The sequence below is a fragment of the Ensifer sp. Root423 genome, assembly GCF_001426275.1.
Lineage (GTDB): Bacteria > Pseudomonadota > Alphaproteobacteria > Rhizobiales > Rhizobiaceae > Ensifer > Ensifer adhaerens.
This window is the reverse complement of the sequence record NZ_LMEG01000023.1, coordinates 503512-520604: the sequence shown is the minus strand read 5'-3', so window position 1 is coordinate 520604 and position 17093 is coordinate 503512. Positions and strand designations below refer to the sequence as shown.

The window sequence follows — 17093 nt, the reverse complement described above, 5'->3', positions numbered from 1 at the left end:
TGCGAGGCGCCAAGCGTCACCTGCTTGCGGCCGGTTCTTGCGCCGGCAGGGTTTCCGGCGCCGGCGTGGCTTGGAGTATGCGCAGCATCTCAGTGATCGCGGCTTCCCGCTGCGGATCCTTGCCGGCCGCATAGGCAAGCGGAAACGCCACTTGCACATCCGGCGCGATGCCCACCCCCTCAAGCCTTAGCTGGTCGCCGATGACCGCATCCGACACCGCCACTTCCAAGAGGCTGTCGTCCGGTAGCACATAGGCACGGCCGGCAAGCAGAGCACCAGCCGTCCGCTCGCCGACGAGCGGGATCCCGTGTTGCCGCAGTGTGTAGGCAAAGAGTTCGAGACCGCTGCGGGTTCCGTTGTCGATCAGCGCGACCACAGCCTTTTGCCAGCGGAAATTGGCTAGCGTGGCTTCGCCCCGGCGCGGAATCAGCCGGAACGTCGGCGTACCACCGACCAGAAACTCGGCTGCGTCTGCGGGCCCGCCGCCCCAACGGCCGCGCAGATCCACGACGAGGCCTTCTGCATCCTTCAGCGGGTCGCTCGAAAGCGCCTCGGCGACGAGATCGAGCCCGTTTCGCGTGGAAAGGGTCCAGAGCCGCACATAGCCGATCTTCCGGCCGCCAGTCTCGATGAGCGCGACACTTTCTTCGATCGCGCGCTCGAACATCGGAAGTGGTCGTAAGCTTTCGACCGCAACCTGCAGCGGCAATGGCTCCGCATCGCGGTGGCGGCGGAGCCGAAGTTCGACCGTGCGGCCGACCTTGTCTTCGAAGGATCCGATCTCATGATAAGCCCGCCCGTCGACCGAAAGGATCTCGTCGCCGACGAGGAGGCCCGCCCTCTTGGCGGCCGATCCGTCATAAACATCGCTGGCGAACCGCTGCCCATTCTTAACCGTCGTCACCATGCCGATGCCGGGATAGCGCGCGGCGCCATCCGGCGGAAAGAGACGCCGCATATCGTCACGGATGGCGAAGCGGAAAATGTCGGCGAGCTCAAAGTAGTCGATCGTGTCGGCTTTGAAGCGCCCGGTGTGCGAAACCCCGAGACTTGCAAGAACGGACGTGATCGCCGCATCGACGCGGGAAGCCGGGCTCGTCCTGAATAGTGTCGCCGCGGAATCCGTGATTTCCGCCTGGGCGGCGGCATTGAAACGGTCGAGGGCCTTGCCGTCATAGAAGTTCGCGTTCACGAGTTCGATCACCCGGTCGAACGTCGGCTCGCCGGAGCGTGGCAGCTCCGCGGCCCACGCCACAGCGGCCATAGACATGACGAGGCTGGCGATCAACGCCGTACAACTTAGTCTCGGCCGCATGGTCGTTGCTCCGGTTTCACGCCGCCGATTATCGACAAAAGCGCGCACACCTGCCGGCAAAATCGCGTGATCACGCCGTGATCCCCGCCCCGGCACAACGATCTGCCGACCCCACGCGGCCAAACCTTTCAGGTTCGTGTGAGGTTAGGGTGGCTTGTGTGGGGCATCGATCGCTCCGGGGACAGAGGCGACTGCCCTCTCCTTTGGCGTGCTCCGGAAAAGAAAGGCAGTGCGAATGGTTGGCAAGGCCCCGCATCTACACGTGCACGACAACAGCCACCGCCGGGACGAGGTTTTTGCCGCACCGGACGAGAATGTCGGCGACTTCGCCTTCAATGCAACCGTGGCCGCCGTCTTCGAGGACATGGTCAGCCGATCGGTTTCCTACTACGGCGAAATCCAGCGGATGGTTTGCGAACTCGCTAGCGACTTTGCCGAAGCCGATACCAACCTCTACGACATCGGCTGCTCGACCGCGACGACGCTGTCCGGGCTCGACGCCATGGTTGATCCCGCCGTGCGCTTCGTCGGCATCGACAACGCTCCCGACATGATCGAGAAGGCGAAGGAAAAGATCGTCCAGGTAAATTCCAACCGGGCGATTGATCTGAGGGGCGGCGACCTGCACCACGGCATCGAGATCCACAATGCCAGCGTCGTCCTGATGCTTCTGACCTTGCAGTTCGTGCGCTCGATCTACGACGGCCACAACGAGCGCGACGCTCTGCTGCTCGTTGAGAAGCTGACCAGCGAGGATGCGACTCTCAACGAGCACTACTGCGACTATAAGCGCCGCAACGGCTTTTCCGAGATCGAGATCGCCAGGAAGCGCGAGGCGCTTGACAACGTCTCATTCCGTACCGTCTGAAGGAATATTTCCAGCTGCTGTATTGGGTTTCCGCAGCGTCGAGGTCTTTTTCCGCTGGTATAATTTCTGCGGCATTGTCGCGATCAAGTAGGACGGACCGACCATGATCGCGATCGGCAATTTTCTCTTCCGCTTCCGCAACCAGCTTTTTCCCGCGATCATCGCGGTGTTGTTCCTGCCGATGCCGCCGCCGGCATTGGTGTTGGACAACCCGCTGCTGACGCTGGCCAAGGATGCGGTCGCGATCCTCGTCATTCTGGCCGGCCTGGCGCTTCGCGCGACGGTCGTCGGCTATAAGTATATCCAGCGTGGTGGCCTAGGGTCTACGCCAAGGACCTGGTAACCGAGGGCATGTTCGGCGTTTGCCGGAACCCGCTCTATGACATGCTGCTCTACTCCGGCGTTTTCCTGCTGCACGGCAACCCGCTGCTCATCGTGATCGGCATCGGGCTCTTTGCCTTCATGTACCAATGCATCGTCTATGCGGAGGAAGCTTTTCTGCTTCGCACCTCCAGCGAAGCCTATCAGGCATATTGCCGTGACGTGCCGCGCTGGGCGCTGCGCCTTTCAAACTTCAGCCACTCCACGGAAGGAATGGCGTCCAACATCAGACGTATCGTCGGCAAGGACTATTCGACCTTCTCGGCGGCCATGATCGCGGTGCTCGCGACGGAGATGTACAAATTCGCGACCTACGAGCCATGAGGCCGGAATGTTGGCGTGCTGGCCGTTCTTGGCGGCGCGATGGCTCTGGTCGGGATCGCGACGGCGGTGATCAGCTACAAGAAGAGGCGCGGGGCCTTTCGCGATCCCGTCGCCTCCTGAAATCCTCCGGCCCCGTAGGCGGCGGCCGAGGCGGGCAGCCTCACCGCATTTCGCCGCTTGGGCGCTCAAGGACTTGACGGCCATCCCGGCGCTGCTTTTGCCGCTGCTCGTGCTGATACCGGGCAGCATCCTTGCGATCGTCTTCGTCGTTCGCAGCACGCTGTCGCCCGTGTCGCAGCTGCGCGACGATATCCTGACCAAGGACAGCGGCAAGCTGGCGCCGATCGACGAGGCGACGCTGCCGCGCGAACTGCGGGCGATCGCGCGTTCCGTGAACCTGCTTCTGGCGCGGCTGAAGGCGGGTCTAGAGGCGGAGAGAGAGTTCACCTCGAACAGCGCCCATGAGTTGCGGACCCCGATTGCCGGTGCGCTTGCGCAGACCCAACGGCTGGCGCGCGAGGTGCCCCCGGCATACCAACCGCGAACCGCCCAGATCGAACGTGCGCTCGTGCATCTGAGCCGGCTTGCCGAGAAGTTACTGCAGATGTCGCGCGCCGAAGCGGAGATTGCGATTTCGGACGAGCAGCAAGATCTGCTGCCGGTGTTGATGGTCGTGATGCAGGATCTGGAGCGATCGGCACTCGGCGCCAACCGCCTGAACGTTCAGGTCGCCAAGGACACCGTACTTGAACGGCCGATCCGCGTGGACGCCTTTGCGATCGTCTTGCGCAATCTTCTTGAAAACGCCCTGATCCACAGTCCCCCGGGCAGCCGGGTCGATCTCCATGTCGACCCAATTGGTATCCGCGTCACGAACGAAAGCGCTGTTGTCGCCGAGGACGCCCGCGCCAACCTGACCAAGCGCTTCGTCCGCGGGCCGACCGAGGCCTTCGGTTCCGGGCTCGGACTTGCCATCGTTGAGCGGCTGGTCGCGCAGATGCAGGGCCAATTGCTCATCGCTTCGCCGGCGCGCGGCAAGACGCAGGGGTTTGAGGTCGAAGTCCGCCTTTGACGGCTGCAGGACCGGTTAATCCGATCGCGTTTCCGTTCCTCGCAATCAAGGTCACACGAGGAAAGGACGAACAAGCGGGACGCCCGTAACCGCGGCCCGCCTGCCTCTGGATCTTACTGCTGGTCGAGCGCGCGGGTGAGGCTCAGCGCCGCGATCGTGCAGATCGCACCCGAAATCAGGTACCCGCCGATAAAGATGATGCCAAAGCTGCTGGCAAGCCCGAGTGCCACGAGCGGCGCAAAAGCGGCGCCGACGAGCCAGGCGAGGTCCGACGTCAGGGCGGCACCCGTGTAGCGATAGTACTGGGTGAAGCGCGAGGAGACGGCGCCCGAGGACTGGCCGAAGGAAAGGCCAAGGATGGCGAAGCCGATCAGGATGTAAGCGTCCTGGCCCTTGCCGCCGGCATCGAGCAGGAAGGGGGCCGAGAAGCTGAAGATCGCGATCAGGATCGCGCCGATCATCAGCTGGTTGCGGCGGCCGACCCGGTCGGCAATCACTCCCGAAAGCACGATGCCGATGGCGCCGACGACGGCACCTGCCACCTGAACCCACAGGAATTCAGCCGCCGACTGGCCGCCATTGAGCGTCACCCAACTCAATGGGAAGATGGTGACGAGGTGGAACATCGCGAAGCTTGCGAGCGGCACGAAGGCGCCGAGCACGACGTCGATGCTGTGCTTGCTCAGCATCTCGAAGACCGGCCGCGCCTCAAGCTCCTTGGCTTCCATGGCGGCGCCGAATTCCTTGCTGGCGACGATGCGCAGGCGCGCGAAAAGCGCCACGACGTTGATCGCAAAGGCGACGAAGAACGGATAGCGCCAGCCCCAGGCGAGGAAATCTTCCTGCGAAAGGTTGCTGACGAAATAACCGAAGAGGATGCTCGCAAGCGCAAAGCCGATCGGCGCGCCGAGCTGCGGGATCATCGCGTACCAGCCGCGGTGATTCTGCGGCGCATTAAGGTTCAGCAGCGATGCGAGGCCGTCCCAGGCGCCGCCGAGCGCAAAGCCCTGGCCCAGCCGGAACAGCGCCAATAGCGCCACCGCCCAATATCCGATCGTGTCATAGCCGGGCAGGAAGGCGATTGACGCCGTCGAGCCACCGAGAATGACGAGCGCGATCGTCAGCTTCGTGCCGCGCCCGTAGTTGCGGTCGACCCACATGAAGACGAAGGAGCCGACCGGGCGGGCGAGGAAAGCGAGCGGGAACAGCGCGAAGGACATGAGCGTCGCGGTGACCGCATTGGGCGCGAACGGGAAAATCAGCTTCGGAAAAACGAGGATCGAGCCGAGGCCGTAGACGAAGAAGTCGAAGAATTCCGAGGTTCGTCCAATGACCACGCCGATGGCGATGCTGCCCGGGGACAGAGGCTTGTCGTCCTCGTGAATGCGACGTGCATCCCGCTCGAGACCAGACGATGTTGGGTTAGCGACCGAAACCATGAATTTCTCCGACGATCGAACGTCTTGTCGTTAGAGTGTTGACCAATTGGCGTCTGATATCAAGAATGCCGTGCACGTACCTGCGCACATGCCTCATTCTAGTTCGTGCCTAACGTTCGCTGGAACAGCCGGCATCGAACCGACAATATGCCTTTGCGCCCGTACAAACGCGCATAGAGCGATACGGTCGTCACTGCACTGCGGCAAAATGTTGCGCTGCGACGATGGACCTCACTTCCATGCCCGATCATGCCCGAGTAATGCCGACTAGACAAAACGCAAGTTGAGGCCGCAATGCCGAAGCCATACAGTTTAGCCGGACGATCGACGATTGCCGTCCTGTTGCTCTCCGTTCTCTCGGGATGCAACATGGTGGTCATGTCGCCTTCCGGTGATATCGCCGCGCAGCAGCGGGATCTGATCGTTATTTCGACGGTCCTGATGCTGTTGATCATCGTTCCCGTCCTTTTCCTGACGCTGTTCTTTGCCTGGCGCTATCGCCAGTCGAACACGGCCGCCAAGTATGATCCGGAATGGCACCATTCCACCGGCCTCGAAGTCATCATCTGGTCGGCTCCGCTCGCGATCATCATCGCGCTCGGCGCGATCACCTGGGTCAGCACCCACAAGCTCGACCCCTATCGACCGCTCGATCGGATCGATGCGGCGCGCCCGGTGACCGAAGAGACGAAGCCGATCACCGTCGAAGTCGTCGCGCTCGACTGGAAATGGCTGTTCTTCTATCCGGAATACGGTATTGCCACGGTCAACGAGATGGCGGCGCCGGTCGACGTGCCGATCAACTTCAAGATCACTGCCTCGTCGGTGATGAACTCGTTCTACGTTCCGGCGCTCGCCGGCATGATCTACGCCATGCCCGGCATGCAGACCAAGCTGCACGCCGTTATCAACAAGGCAGGCGAATACGAGGGCCTTTCGTCCAACTACAGCGGCGACGGCTTCTCGCACATGCGCTTCAAGTTCCACGGCGTGGACCAGGCGGGCTTTGACGCCTGGGTTGCCCGCGTCAAGCAGAACGGCACGATGCTCAATCGCGACGCCTACCTGAAGCTAGAAAAGCCGAGCGTGAAGGAGCCGGTGCGCTACTACGCTTCCGTCGAAAACGGCCTCTATGAAGCCGTTCTCAACATGTGCGTGCGCGAAGGCCAGATGTGCATGAAGGATATGATGCACATCGACATGATGGGCGGAGCCGGCGTCGAAAGCCATGAGAACCGCGCCAAACTCGAGCATGACAACCGCCATACGGGCGGAGTGACCGAAGCGGCCGCACCGGCCGCGACCTTCCCCGAAACCGGTAACCCCGCCAAGAGCGAGGAACCGGCCGAGGGCGTCAAGGAAGAGCGGCCCGCGGCTGAGCCCATGAACCACGACATGCACAAGACGCACTAGGACTTTCGCGCGCTCGCCGGCCTTGATCCAGCGAGCGCCAGGGCCCTTCGGGCCGCAATTCGAGACATATTGGAAGACCCATGTTTGGTGACACCAGCCTCACGCAATTCATCTTCGGGCGGCTTACCTGGGAAGCGATCCCATACCACGAGCCGATCCTTGTCGTGACCTTCGCAGCCGTGGCCGTGGGCGGCCTGGCGATCCTCGCGCTGATCACGAAGTACAAGCTCTGGGGCTATCTCTGGAACGAGTGGTTCACGTCGGTCGATCACAAGAAGATCGGCATCATGTACATCATCCTGGCGATCGTGATGCTTTTGCGCGGATTTGCCGACGCGATCATGATGCGCATACAGCAGGCGATCGCCTTCAACGGCAACGAAGGCTATCTCAACCCGCACCACTACGACCAGATCTTCACTGCCCACGGCGTGATCATGATCTTCTTCGTGGCGATGCCCTTCGTCACCGGTTTCATGAACTATGTCGTGCCGCTGCAGATCGGCGCGCGCGACGTCTCGTTCCCCTTCCTCAACAATTTCTCGTTCTGGATGACGACGGGCGGTGCGGTCATCATCATGATGTCGCTGTTCGTCGGTGAATTCGCGCGCACCGGCTGGCTCGCCTATCCGCCGCTCTCGGGTGCCGACTACAGTCCCGGCGTCGGCGTCGACTATTACATATGGGGCCTACAGGTGGCGGGCGTCGGGACGACCTTATCCGGCATCAACCTGATCGCCACGATCGTGAAGATGCGCGCTCCGGGCATGACCTTCATGAAGATGCCGGTCTTCACCTGGACGTCGCTGTGCACCAACATCCTCATCGTCGCGACCTTCCCGATCCTGACGGCGACGCTTGCGCTGTTGTCGCTCGACCGCTACCTCGGCTTCAACTTCTTCACCAATGACCTTGGTGGCAATCCGATGATGTACATCAACCTCATCTGGATCTGGGGCCACCCGGAAGTCTACATTCTCGTACTGCCGGCCTTCGGCATCTTCTCCGAAGTCGTCGCGACCTTCTGCGGCAAGCGCCTGTTCGGTTATACGTCGATGGTCTACGCCACCTGCGTGATCATGATCCTCTCCTACCTGGTGTGGCTGCATCACTTCTTCACCATGGGTTCGGGTGCTTCGGTGAACGCCTTCTTTGGCATCACCACGATGATCATCTCGATCCCGACCGGGGCGAAGATGTTCAATTGGCTCTTCACCATGTATCGCGGCCGTATCCGCTACGAACTGCCGATGCTGTGGACGATCGGTTTCATGGTTACCTTCGTCATCGGCGGCATGACCGGCGTCATGCTGGCGATCCCGCCGGCCGACTTCGTGCTGCACAACTCGCTGTTCCTGATTGCCCACTTCCACAACGTCATCATCGGCGGTGTGCTGTTCGGGCTGATGGCCGGCCTTGTCTACTGGTGGCCGAAGGCCTTCGGCTACAAGCTCGATCCCTTCTGGGGCAAGATGAGCTTCTGGTTCTGGCAGATCGGCTTCTTCTTCGCCTTCATGCCGCTCTACGTGCTCGGCCTGATGGGCGTCACCCGGCGTGTCAGCCAGTTCGAGGATCCCTCGCTGCAGATCTGGTTCATCATCGCCGCCTTCGGTGCGGTCCTGATCGCCATCGGCATCGCGTCCTTCATCATCCAGCTTGTCGTCAGCTTCCTGCGTCGCGACCAACTGCGTGAAACCTCCGGCGATGCCTGGGACGGCCGCACGCTCGAGTGGTCGACCTCGTCGCCGCCGCCGGACTACAACTTCGCCTTCACGCCCGTCGTTCACGACCATGACAGCTGGTACGATATGAAGAACCGCGGTTACGAGCGTCCGCTCGAAGGCTTCAAGCCGATCCACATGCCGAAGAACACCGGCGCTGGCATTATTCTCTCCGGCATCAGCGTCGTGCTCGCCTTCGCGTTGATCTGGTACATCTGGTGGCTGGCGGCGGTATCCTTCATCGCCCTGATTGCGGTCTCCATCGGCCATACCTTCAACTACAACCGTGATTTCTTCATTCCCGCGGAAACCGTCGCGGCGACCGAAGACGCACGCTCGAAACTGCTTGCGGAACGGATCTGAAACGATGAGCCAAACCCAAGTCCAAGAAACAGAAAAGCCGCAGTTCTACCTCAAGGAAGAGCACCACCCGGAGCACAGCACTATGCTGGGCTTCTGGCTCTACCTGATGAGCGACTGCCTGATCTTCGCCGTTCTCTTCGCCACGCACGGTGTGGTCGGGCGCAACTACGCGGCAGGTCCCGCACCAGCCGACCTGTTCGACCTCAACCTGATCGCCATCAACACGGCGATGCTGCTGTTCTCGTCGATCACCTACGGCTTTGCCATGCTTCAGATGGAGCGCAACGCCAAGATGGAGACGCTGTTCTGGCTCGGCGTCACCGGCGTGTTCGGAGCGATCTTCCTCGCGCTCGAGCTCTATGAGTTCTACCACCTGATCCACGAGGGTGCCGGTCCGACGCGTTCGGCCTTCCTGTCCTCGTTCTTCACGCTGGTCGGCACGCACGGGCTGCACGTCACTTTCGGCATCATCTGGCTGATCACGCTGATGGTGCAGGTTAGCAAACATGGATTGAACCCGGAAAACCGCCGCCGCCTGATGTGCCTCTCCATGTTCTGGCACTTCCTCGACGTCATTTGGATCGGCGTCTTCTCCTTCGTCTATCTGTTGGGAGTACTCGGATGAGTTCGCAGCATCCTGGCCACGAAAGCGCGTTCGAGCCTCACCACGCGCACAGCCATCCGGGCGACGCTGCCGGGCATGGTTCGCTCAAGAGCTACATGACGGGCTTCATGCTGTCGGTCATCCTGACGGCGATCCCGTTCTGGTTGGTCATGAGCGGCGCGCTCGACAGCAAGTTGCTGACCGCCGTGCTCGTCATGGGTATCGGCGTCGTCCAGATCGTCGTGCACGTCATCTACTTCCTGCACATGAACGCCCGTTCGGAAGGTGGCTGGACGCTGATGGCGCTGATCTTCACGATCATCATCGTCGGTATTGCGCTCGCCGGCTCGCTCTGGGTCATGCATCACCTCAATACGAACATGATGCCGATGACCCACGAGATGATGAAGAACATGCCCTGATCAGGGGCGGGCAGACGCGAACATGACCGGCGGCCGCGACGTGAAAGGGGAGGGTGCGAAAGCATCCTCTCGCGCCAGGTTCCTTCTGACCGGCGCGCTCCTGTTTCTTTGCGCCATCTTCGTGGCGCTCGGGACCTGGCAGATCCAGCGGCTCTTCTGGAAGCTCGACCTGATCGCTCGCGTCGATGCGCGTGTGCACGCTGACGCCGTCCCGGCCCCGTCGCGGCCGGACTGGGGTGGCATCACCCGAGAGAACGACGAATACCTTCGCGTCACGGCAACGGGTACCTTTAGCCACGACAAGTCGGTTCTGGTGCAGGCCGTAACCGAGCGGGGCGCCGGGTTCTGGGTGTTGACGCCGATGCGCCGCGAAGACGGCACGACGGTTCTCGTCAATCGCGGCTTCGTGACCGCCGACCGGCGCGATCGGACTGCCCGCGCCGCAGGCGAAACGCCCGGGACCACCGGGATCACCGGGCTCTTGCGCATCAGCGAACCCGGCGGCGCCTTTCTTCGCTCCAACGATCCGGCTGGCGATCGCTGGTTTTCCCGCGATGTCGCGGCAATCGCGGCAGCACAACAGCTGACGGATGTCGCGCCCTATTTCATCGACGCGGACGCGACGCCAAACCCAGGCGGCCTACCGATCGGCGGTCTCACAGTCGTCAGCTTCCGCAACAGCCATCTTGTCTACGCGCTGACCTGGTTTGCGCTGGCGGCCATGAGTGTGGGGGGCGCATACCTCGTCTTTCGAAGCCGGAAGAGGCCAGGCGCGGAATAACGATTCTCTTCGCGACGGCTGGCCGCCATTTTCGTGCACTCCTCCTGAAGTTGCTGACCTTGGGGCCGTCACTCGGCGCAGCTGAAGTTCAGTCGGCGGCGGCGCCAAAAAGTGTGATCGATAAGCCACATGGCAACGGCCGACCGCATTTTCTCCGGCAATGGTGAGTTGTGCGATTGACTCAGTACCTTCCACTTTATTAGCTGCTCGACTGGGAGATGGGGCTAATTTTCCCGGCATATATTGGGGGTATTTATGGGGCTGCGGTGCGGAAGCGTCGCGGGCGGGAAGATTTTTTCGTCTGCATTCCAGGGTTTGTATTTCAGGACATTTTTCGCAGCGATTGGCATTCTTCTGGCTTCTGCCATTGGTGCCTCGGCGCAGGTTGTGACGATTTCGGCGAACCCGGCGACCTTCAATGCGGCTGGCGACACGATCAATTTCAGCTATGTGCTGAACCCCGGATCCTACAATATTCTCAGCATCGCGCCTGCGACCACCGCGAACAAGGGCGTCGTCGTTTCATGCCCGGCAATCCCGGGCGGCGGCACGACGTCTTCCGTGACCTGCACAGGCTCCTATCAGGTCGATTCCCTCGATGCGATGTCCGGCCAGTTTTCCGATTGGGTCACATTCACGGGCACGCGCACGGGCGGCAACTACACCGCCAACAGCAACAACATCGTCGTCAAGGCGGCCACAGGGGGACCGGTTGTCGTTGATGTCGTATCTTCCCCGAGACCGTCGCTGCCGGGCGAACAGGTTTCGGTGACGGCAACGGTATCGTCGATGGGCTGTAACGCCGGACAGTCTCCGCCTGGAAACGTGACGATCACGATCGGATCGCAGTCGACGACCCTTGGGTTGACGCCGACCGGGCCCGTCAGCACGGCATCGTCTGCGACCTTCCAGACATCGACGCTGCCGCTCGGACAGCACGCGGTTTCCGCCAGCTACGGTGGCGGCAGCGGCTGCAGCACCGGCACTGCGACCGGCGCCAGCCACTGGGTCGACACCAAACCGACGGTCGCGATCAACCAGGCAGGCTCGCAATCCGATCCCAGCGCCAAGACATCCGTTGCGTTCGATGTGGTGTTCAGCAAGTCCGTCACCGGCTTTTCCGCTGGCGACGTCCAGATTTCAGGCACGGCCGGCGCGACGACGGCGAGTGTTTCGGGATCGGGCGCCAATTACACCGTTTCGGTCAGCGGAATGACGCAGGCAGGCACGGTCGTGGCGTCCATACCCGCCGGCAAGGCCACGAGCGCGGCCGGCTTTACCAACGACCTATCCACCAGCACCGACAATTCGGTTGCCTACGCACCGATCGCGTTTTCGACTACAACGCTGCCGAACCCGGTCTACAACCAGGCCTATGCGGCGCAAACGCTAAGTGCCACCGGCGGATCGGGCACCTTGAGTTATGCAACGACCTCCGGTGCACTGCCCGCCGGCATGGCGATCTCGAGCGGCGGCGGCGTCTCCGGCACCCCAACGGCAAGCGGTCCGTTCAATTTCACAGTGACAGCGACCGATCCCGAAGGCTCGACCGCCTCGCGCGCATTCTCCATCACCATCGCTGCGCCGACGATCGCGCTCTCGCCGGCGACGCTTCCTGATCCGACCGCTGGCACCGCCTATTCACAAACCCTGGCGGCATCAGGCGGCGCAAGCCCCTACACATTCGCCGTCACGCAGAATGCCTTGCCCGCTGGCATGACGCTGGCGAACAACGGGGTGTTGTCGGGCACTGCATCGATCGGTGGCGCCGTCACCTTTACCGTTACGGCAACGGATGCCTATGGCGCGACCGGCAGCCAAGTCTTCACTGTCGACGTCGCGCCGACCGTGCCCGACGCGCCCACCATCGGTGCGGCCGTGGAGGGGGACGCCTACGCAGACGTGTCGTTCACCGCCCCGGCGTCGAACGGCGGCGCGACGATCACGGGCTATACCGTGACGTCGAACCCCGGCGGCATGACGGCCACGGATACGACGAGCCCGATCAGGGTGACTGGCCTGACCAACGGCACGAGCTATACGTTCACCGTGACCGCCACCAACAGCGCCGGGACAAGCACCGCGTCGGCCGCCTCCAATGCGGTTACGCCGCGATCCGCACAGACGATCACGTTCGCCAATCCGGGCACGAAGGCGTTCGGCACGTCGCCGACATTGACAGCGACGGCAAGCTCCAGCCTGGCTGTTGCCTTCACCTCGTCGACTGCCGGCGTGTGCACGGTGACGCCCGAGGGCGATCTGAACTTCCATCAGGCCGGCAGTTGCACCATCGCAGCCGATCAGGTGGGCAACGGAACGTATCTGGCGGCACCGACGGTCTCGCAGACGTTCATGGTCGATGCCGTCGTGCCCGGCGCACCGACGATCGGAGCGGCAACCGCCGATGTCGCTTCGGCGTCCGTCGCCTTCACAGCGCCGGCGAGCACGGGTGGAGCGTCGATCTCTAGCTACACCGTGACGTCGAACCCGGGTGGCTTCACCGGGACGGGGTCGTCAAGCCCGGTCGTGGTGACGGGTCTCAGCAATGGGTCCAGCTATACATTTACGGTGACGGCAACCAACAGTGCCGGCACGGGGCCTGCGTCGGCGGCCTCGAACGACGTCACGCCGCGCGCAACCCAGACGATCACCTTTGCCAATCCGGGCGCGCAGACGTTCGGGACCACGCCGACATTGACGGCATCGTCGGACGCGAGTTTGCCCGTTGCCTTCACATCCTCGACCGCAGCCGTGTGCACGATCACGCCGGGTGGTAGCATGACCTTCCACAGCGTGGGGACCTGCGCGATTGCTGCCGACCAGGGCGGTGACGGCACCTATCTGCCTGCGACGACGGTCACCCAGAGCTTTACCGTCAACGCGGTTGTTCCGGACGCCCCGACGGTGGGCACAGCTATCGCTGGCGATGGCGAGGTGTCCGTCAATTTTACCGCGCCGGTAAGCGCCGGCGGCGCATCGATCACCGGCTACACGGTCACGTCCAATCCCGGTGGTTTTGTTGGAACGGGCACGTCGAGCCCGGTCACGGTCGGCAGTCTCAGCAACGGCACCAGCTACACGTTCACGGTGACGGCGACCAACGCTGTCGGCACGGGACCGGCCTCCAGTGCGTCGAACACGGTGACGCCCAAGGCGCCACAGACGATCACCTTCGCCAATCCCGGCCCGCAGGACTATGCAACGCCGGTGACCCTTTCGGCGAGCGCCAGTTCCGCTCTGCCGGTCACGTTCCAGTCTCTGACGACGCCCGTCTGCGTCGTCACGTCAACCGGCGATGTCACATTCCGCAATGGCGGCACCTGCACCATCGAAGTCTCGCAAGCCGGTGACAGCGCTTACCTGGCCGCGTCCAATGTGAGCCAGTCCTTCCTCGTCTCCGCGCCGATATTCGCCTTCACGCCGGCGGCCGGCGCTTTGCCGACCGCAACCGTGGCAACGACCTACAGCCAGAGCTTCACGGCCAATGGCGGCACGGCGGCCTACAGCTACGCCTTGGCCAGCGGCGCGTTTCCGGCCGGACTTTCGCTCGACGCTGGCGGTACGCTGTCCGGCACGCCAACGGCGGACGGCAGCTTCACCTTTACGGTTCAGGCGACCGATACCCATGGCGCGACCGCAACCAGCGGCAGCTATAGCCTGGAGGTTCGCATCCAGGCGCCGATCGCCAACGCCACGACGGCAACCGTTGCCGCCAACTCGTCGGCCAACGGGATTACGCCGAACCTTACGGGCGGCACGGCCGCTTCGGTCGCTATCGCAGCGCCCCCATCGCACGGTACGGCCACGGTCGCGGGTAACACATTCAGCTATACGCCAGCGGCCGGCTTCTCCGGCGCCGACAGCTTTACCTACACGGCGGCGAATACGACCGGAACGTCCGCTGCAGCGACGGTTACGGTGACGGTGTCTCCGCCGACATTCGCCTTCACGCCGGCTGCGGGTGCGCTTGCCGGCGTAACCGTTGCAGACGCCTATGACCTGACGATCATCGCCGCCAACGGAACGGCTCCCTACACCTATGCGGTCACCGGTGGTACACTGCCGGCCGGCTTGACGCTTGCTGCCGACGGTCGCCTGTCCGGAACGCCGACCGCCGATGGAGCGGCAACGTTCACGGTGACGGCGACCGACGCGAACAATGCGACGGGCACCGCGAACTATAGTCTCGCGGTCGCCGTCGAAGCGCCATCGGCCGGTCCGGTTGCAGCGACTGTTGCTGCGAACTCCAGCCCAAATGCTATCAGCCTCAGTCTGACGGGCGGGGCGGCAACATCTGTGGCGATCGCCACCGCGCCCGCGCATGGCACAGCTACGGCGGCGGGGACAACGATCCTCTACACGCCTGATGCCGGCTATTCGGGCGCTGACAGCTTCACCTATACGGCAACGAACGCGACCGGCACGTCGGCGCCTTCAACCGTTTCGGTCACGGTCAAGCCGCCGATGCTGGTGTTGTCGCCGGCAGGCGGGGCGCTTGCCAACGGTGTGCCCGGCGTTTCCTACAGCCAGAACGTCTCAGCCAGCGCCGGCACGGCCCCCTACAACTACGCAGTCTCGTCGGGTGCTCTGCCGGGCGGTCTGTCGCTCGATGCCTCAAGCGGGACGATCTCGGGACGACCTTCGGCCAACGGCGATTTCGGCTTCACCGTGACGGCGACCGATGCCAATGGCGCGACAGGCCAGGCCAGCTATCAGATCGCCGTTGCCTCCGCCAGTTTCGTCTTTACCCCGTCGGCCGGCGGGCTTCCCGACGCGATGGTCGGCGAAGCCTATTCCCAACGCGTCTCGGCGACCGGTGGCACCGGCGCGCTGGTCTACAGCCTCAAGAGCGGCGCCCTGCCGAATGGCATGGTGCTGAATATCTCCACTGGCGAATTGACCGGACCGCTCGCGGCCGATGCGGTGCCCGACAGCTATCAATTCACCATTGCTGTGACTGACAGCCGTGGCGCCAGCGGTTCGGCCGCCTATACGCTGAAACTGAACGCTCGTGCGGTGACGGTGCCCAATGTCGTCGTCGAGGTTCCGGCCGGTTCGACGCCGAAGGATGTCTATCTCAACGGTGGCGCCACCGGCGGTCCGTTCACCGACGCATCGGTTGCCTCGGTCTCGCCGCCCTTTGCCGGCACGGCCGAAATCATCGAAGGCGAGCTTGCCGCTGCCACCAGCTTCACGCCGGTCGGCTTCTATCTGAAGTTCACGCCGAACCCGTCCTATTCCGGCTCGGCGGTGGTCAGTTATACGCTCAGGAGCGCGCTGGGCTCGTCCAATATTGGCTCCGTCACCTACAAGATCGCGCTCGATCGGGTGGCTGCCGGCGAAGAGATCGACGGGCTGGTGCGCGATTTTGTGCGCAATCGCCAGAACCTGTTGTCGTCGACGGTCAAGGTGCCCGGCCTGATCGAACGGCGGCGGGCGGCGATGAGCACCGATCCGGTGACGACGGCGGTGACGCCGTCGGAAAAGGGTGCCCGCCTCGGCTTCTCCTCCAGCCTGTCGCAGATCCAGGCGGCGCGCGATGCCGCCGATGCGGCAGCGACCGGTCAAACCTTCGTGGCGACCGACCGGCCGTTCGACATCTGGGTGAACGGCAGTTTCCTGTTCCACAAGGATGAAGACGACAGAAACGACAAGTGGGGCAATTTCGCATTGTTCTCGCTCGGCGCCGATTATCTCTTAAGCGATCGGGCGCTCATCGGCCTGTCGTTCCACTACGACTACATGACCGATCCGACCGACGCGGATGCCGAGCTTAAAGGCAACGGCTGGCTGGCCGGTCCTTATGCCTCGTTCGAGATCGGCCAGGGCGTCTTCCTCGACGCCAACCTGCTCTATGGCGGTTCGTCCAACGACATCGACACCGGCATCTTCACCGGCACGTTCGACACCACCCGCTGGATGGCGGACGTCAAGCTGACCGGCGAATGGCAACTGGATGAGGCGACGGTGCTGATGCCGAAGCTGAGAGCCGTCTACTTCAATGAAGAGACCGAGGACTACACCGTCAAGAACGCGCTCGGCGAGGTGATCGATCTCAAGGGCTTCATCGAGGAACAGGCCCGTCTCAGCATCGGCTTCGACGTCGAACGCACCCTGGAGCTAGAAAACGGGGTGATCCTGTCGCCGACAGTCGGCGCCGATGTCGGCTTTGCCTCGCTTGACGGCGAGGGTCTGTTCGGGCGGGTGTCGGCCGGGCTTGCGCTCAGCAACAACGACAACTGGGACCTCGACTTCTCGCTGCTCTTCAACATCGAGGGCGACGGTTCGAAGTCGGCCGGTGCCAAGGTCGGCGCCCGCGTCCGGTTCTGATCGCGCGCAACCGGTTCGGGCAGGCAGGCTGCCCGAATCGGCGCTCCACCGCTGCCTTTC

12 protein-coding genes are annotated in these 17093 nt (G+C 62.8%); 10 read left to right on the top strand and 2 right to left on the bottom strand.

All coding sequences use genetic code 11. The features are described 5' to 3' along the window. Positions 1 to 16 precede the first annotated feature (16 nt). The gene (locus ASD01_RS21835) at positions 17 to 1270 is read right to left on the bottom strand and encodes a S41 family peptidase (protein WP_244495286.1); all 1254 of its coding nucleotides are present in this window, start codon (positions 1268 to 1270) and stop codon (positions 17 to 19) included. A 280-nt stretch (positions 1271 to 1550) separates the two neighbouring features. Here ASD01_RS21835 and ASD01_RS21830 point away from each other — a divergent pair, with 280 nt between their 5' ends. From ASD01_RS21830 to ASD01_RS21820, 4 genes are all read left to right on the top strand, one after another. Beyond that, on the top strand, positions 1551 to 2183 hold the full coding sequence (locus tag ASD01_RS21830) for a methyltransferase domain-containing protein (protein WP_244495279.1): 633 nt from the start codon (positions 1551 to 1553) through the stop codon (positions 2181 to 2183). A 103-nt stretch (positions 2184 to 2286) separates the two neighbouring features. Further along, the gene (locus ASD01_RS36920) at positions 2287 to 2526 is read left to right on the top strand and encodes a hypothetical protein (protein WP_244495278.1); all 240 of its coding nucleotides are present in this window, start codon (positions 2287 to 2289) and stop codon (positions 2524 to 2526) included. 8 nt (positions 2527 to 2534) lie between these two features. After that, the gene (locus ASD01_RS36915; RefSeq protein WP_244495277.1) at positions 2535 to 2888 is read left to right on the top strand and encodes a methyltransferase family protein; all 354 of its coding nucleotides are present in this window, start codon (positions 2535 to 2537) and stop codon (positions 2886 to 2888) included. Positions 2889 to 3081: 193 nt separating this feature from the next. Then, the gene (locus tag ASD01_RS21820) at positions 3082 to 3960 is read left to right on the top strand and encodes a sensor histidine kinase (RefSeq protein ID WP_060529191.1); all 879 of its coding nucleotides are present in this window, start codon (positions 3082 to 3084) and stop codon (positions 3958 to 3960) included. A gap of 113 nt (positions 3961 to 4073) precedes the next feature. Here ASD01_RS21820 and ASD01_RS21815 read toward each other — a convergent pair whose 3' ends face one another. After that, on the bottom strand, positions 4074 to 5399 hold the full coding sequence (locus ASD01_RS21815; RefSeq protein WP_060529190.1) for an MFS transporter: 1326 nt from the start codon (positions 5397 to 5399) through the stop codon (positions 4074 to 4076). Positions 5400 to 5693: 294 nt separating this feature from the next. Here ASD01_RS21815 and cyoA point away from each other — a divergent pair, with 294 nt between their 5' ends. The 6 genes from cyoA to ASD01_RS21785 all read left to right on the top strand — a co-directional run bounded on the left by cyoA (position 5694) and on the right by ASD01_RS21785 (position 17033). Beyond that, positions 5694 to 6812, top strand: a complete 1119-nt coding sequence (cyoA, locus tag ASD01_RS21810; RefSeq protein WP_060529189.1) for a ubiquinol oxidase subunit II — start codon at positions 5694 to 5696, stop codon at positions 6810 to 6812. Positions 6813 to 6892: 80 nt separating this feature from the next. After that, entirely contained in the window at positions 6893 to 8896 is a 2004-nt protein-coding gene (cyoB, locus tag ASD01_RS21805) for a cytochrome o ubiquinol oxidase subunit I (protein WP_060529188.1), read from the top strand. A 4-nt stretch (positions 8897 to 8900) separates the two neighbouring features. Further along, a complete protein-coding gene (gene cyoC, locus ASD01_RS21800) occupies positions 8901 to 9521 on the top strand; it encodes a cytochrome o ubiquinol oxidase subunit III (RefSeq protein WP_060529187.1) in 621 nt (206 codons plus the stop codon). Next, complete coding sequence (gene cyoD, locus ASD01_RS21795; protein WP_060529186.1) at positions 9518 to 9922, top strand: cytochrome o ubiquinol oxidase subunit IV; 405 nt, start codon at positions 9518 to 9520, stop codon at positions 9920 to 9922. The genes cyoC and cyoD overlap by 4 nt, the downstream gene beginning before the upstream one ends. A gap of 22 nt (positions 9923 to 9944) precedes the next feature. Next, positions 9945 to 10703: an SURF1 family protein gene (locus ASD01_RS21790; RefSeq protein ID WP_060529185.1), complete on the top strand. Its 759-nt coding sequence runs from the start codon at positions 9945 to 9947 to the stop codon at positions 10701 to 10703. Between the two features lie 387 nt (positions 10704 to 11090). Continuing rightward, positions 11091 to 17033, top strand: coding sequence for a putative Ig domain-containing protein (locus ASD01_RS21785; protein WP_162251022.1), 5943 nt, complete (start codon positions 11091 to 11093; stop codon positions 17031 to 17033). The last annotated feature ends 60 nt before the right edge of the window (positions 17034 to 17093 follow it).

What these genes read in the sequence shown, in the direction of transcription:
- ASD01_RS21835 (WP_244495286.1), bottom strand. Translation starts at nt 1,270, where the DNA reads ATGTCTATGGCCGCTGTGGCGTGGGCCGCGGAGCTGCCACGCTCCGGC.
- ASD01_RS21830 (WP_244495279.1), top strand. Translation starts at nt 1,551, where the DNA reads ATGGTTGGCAAGGCCCCGCATCTACACGTGCACGACAACAGCCACCGC.
- ASD01_RS36920 (WP_244495278.1), top strand. Translation starts at nt 2,287, where the DNA reads ATGATCGCGATCGGCAATTTTCTCTTCCGCTTCCGCAACCAGCTTTTT.
- ASD01_RS36915 (WP_244495277.1), top strand. Translation starts at nt 2,535, where the DNA reads ATGTTCGGCGTTTGCCGGAACCCGCTCTATGACATGCTGCTCTACTCC.
- ASD01_RS21815 (WP_060529190.1), bottom strand. Translation starts at nt 5,399, where the DNA reads ATGGTTTCGGTCGCTAACCCAACATCGTCTGGTCTCGAGCGGGATGCA.
- cyoA (WP_060529189.1), top strand. Translation starts at nt 5,694, where the DNA reads ATGCCGAAGCCATACAGTTTAGCCGGACGATCGACGATTGCCGTCCTG.
- cyoB (WP_060529188.1), top strand. Translation starts at nt 6,893, where the DNA reads ATGTTTGGTGACACCAGCCTCACGCAATTCATCTTCGGGCGGCTTACC.
- cyoC (WP_060529187.1), top strand. Translation starts at nt 8,901, where the DNA reads ATGAGCCAAACCCAAGTCCAAGAAACAGAAAAGCCGCAGTTCTACCTC.
- cyoD (WP_060529186.1), top strand. Translation starts at nt 9,518, where the DNA reads ATGAGTTCGCAGCATCCTGGCCACGAAAGCGCGTTCGAGCCTCACCAC.
- ASD01_RS21790 (WP_060529185.1), top strand. Translation starts at nt 9,945, where the DNA reads ATGACCGGCGGCCGCGACGTGAAAGGGGAGGGTGCGAAAGCATCCTCT.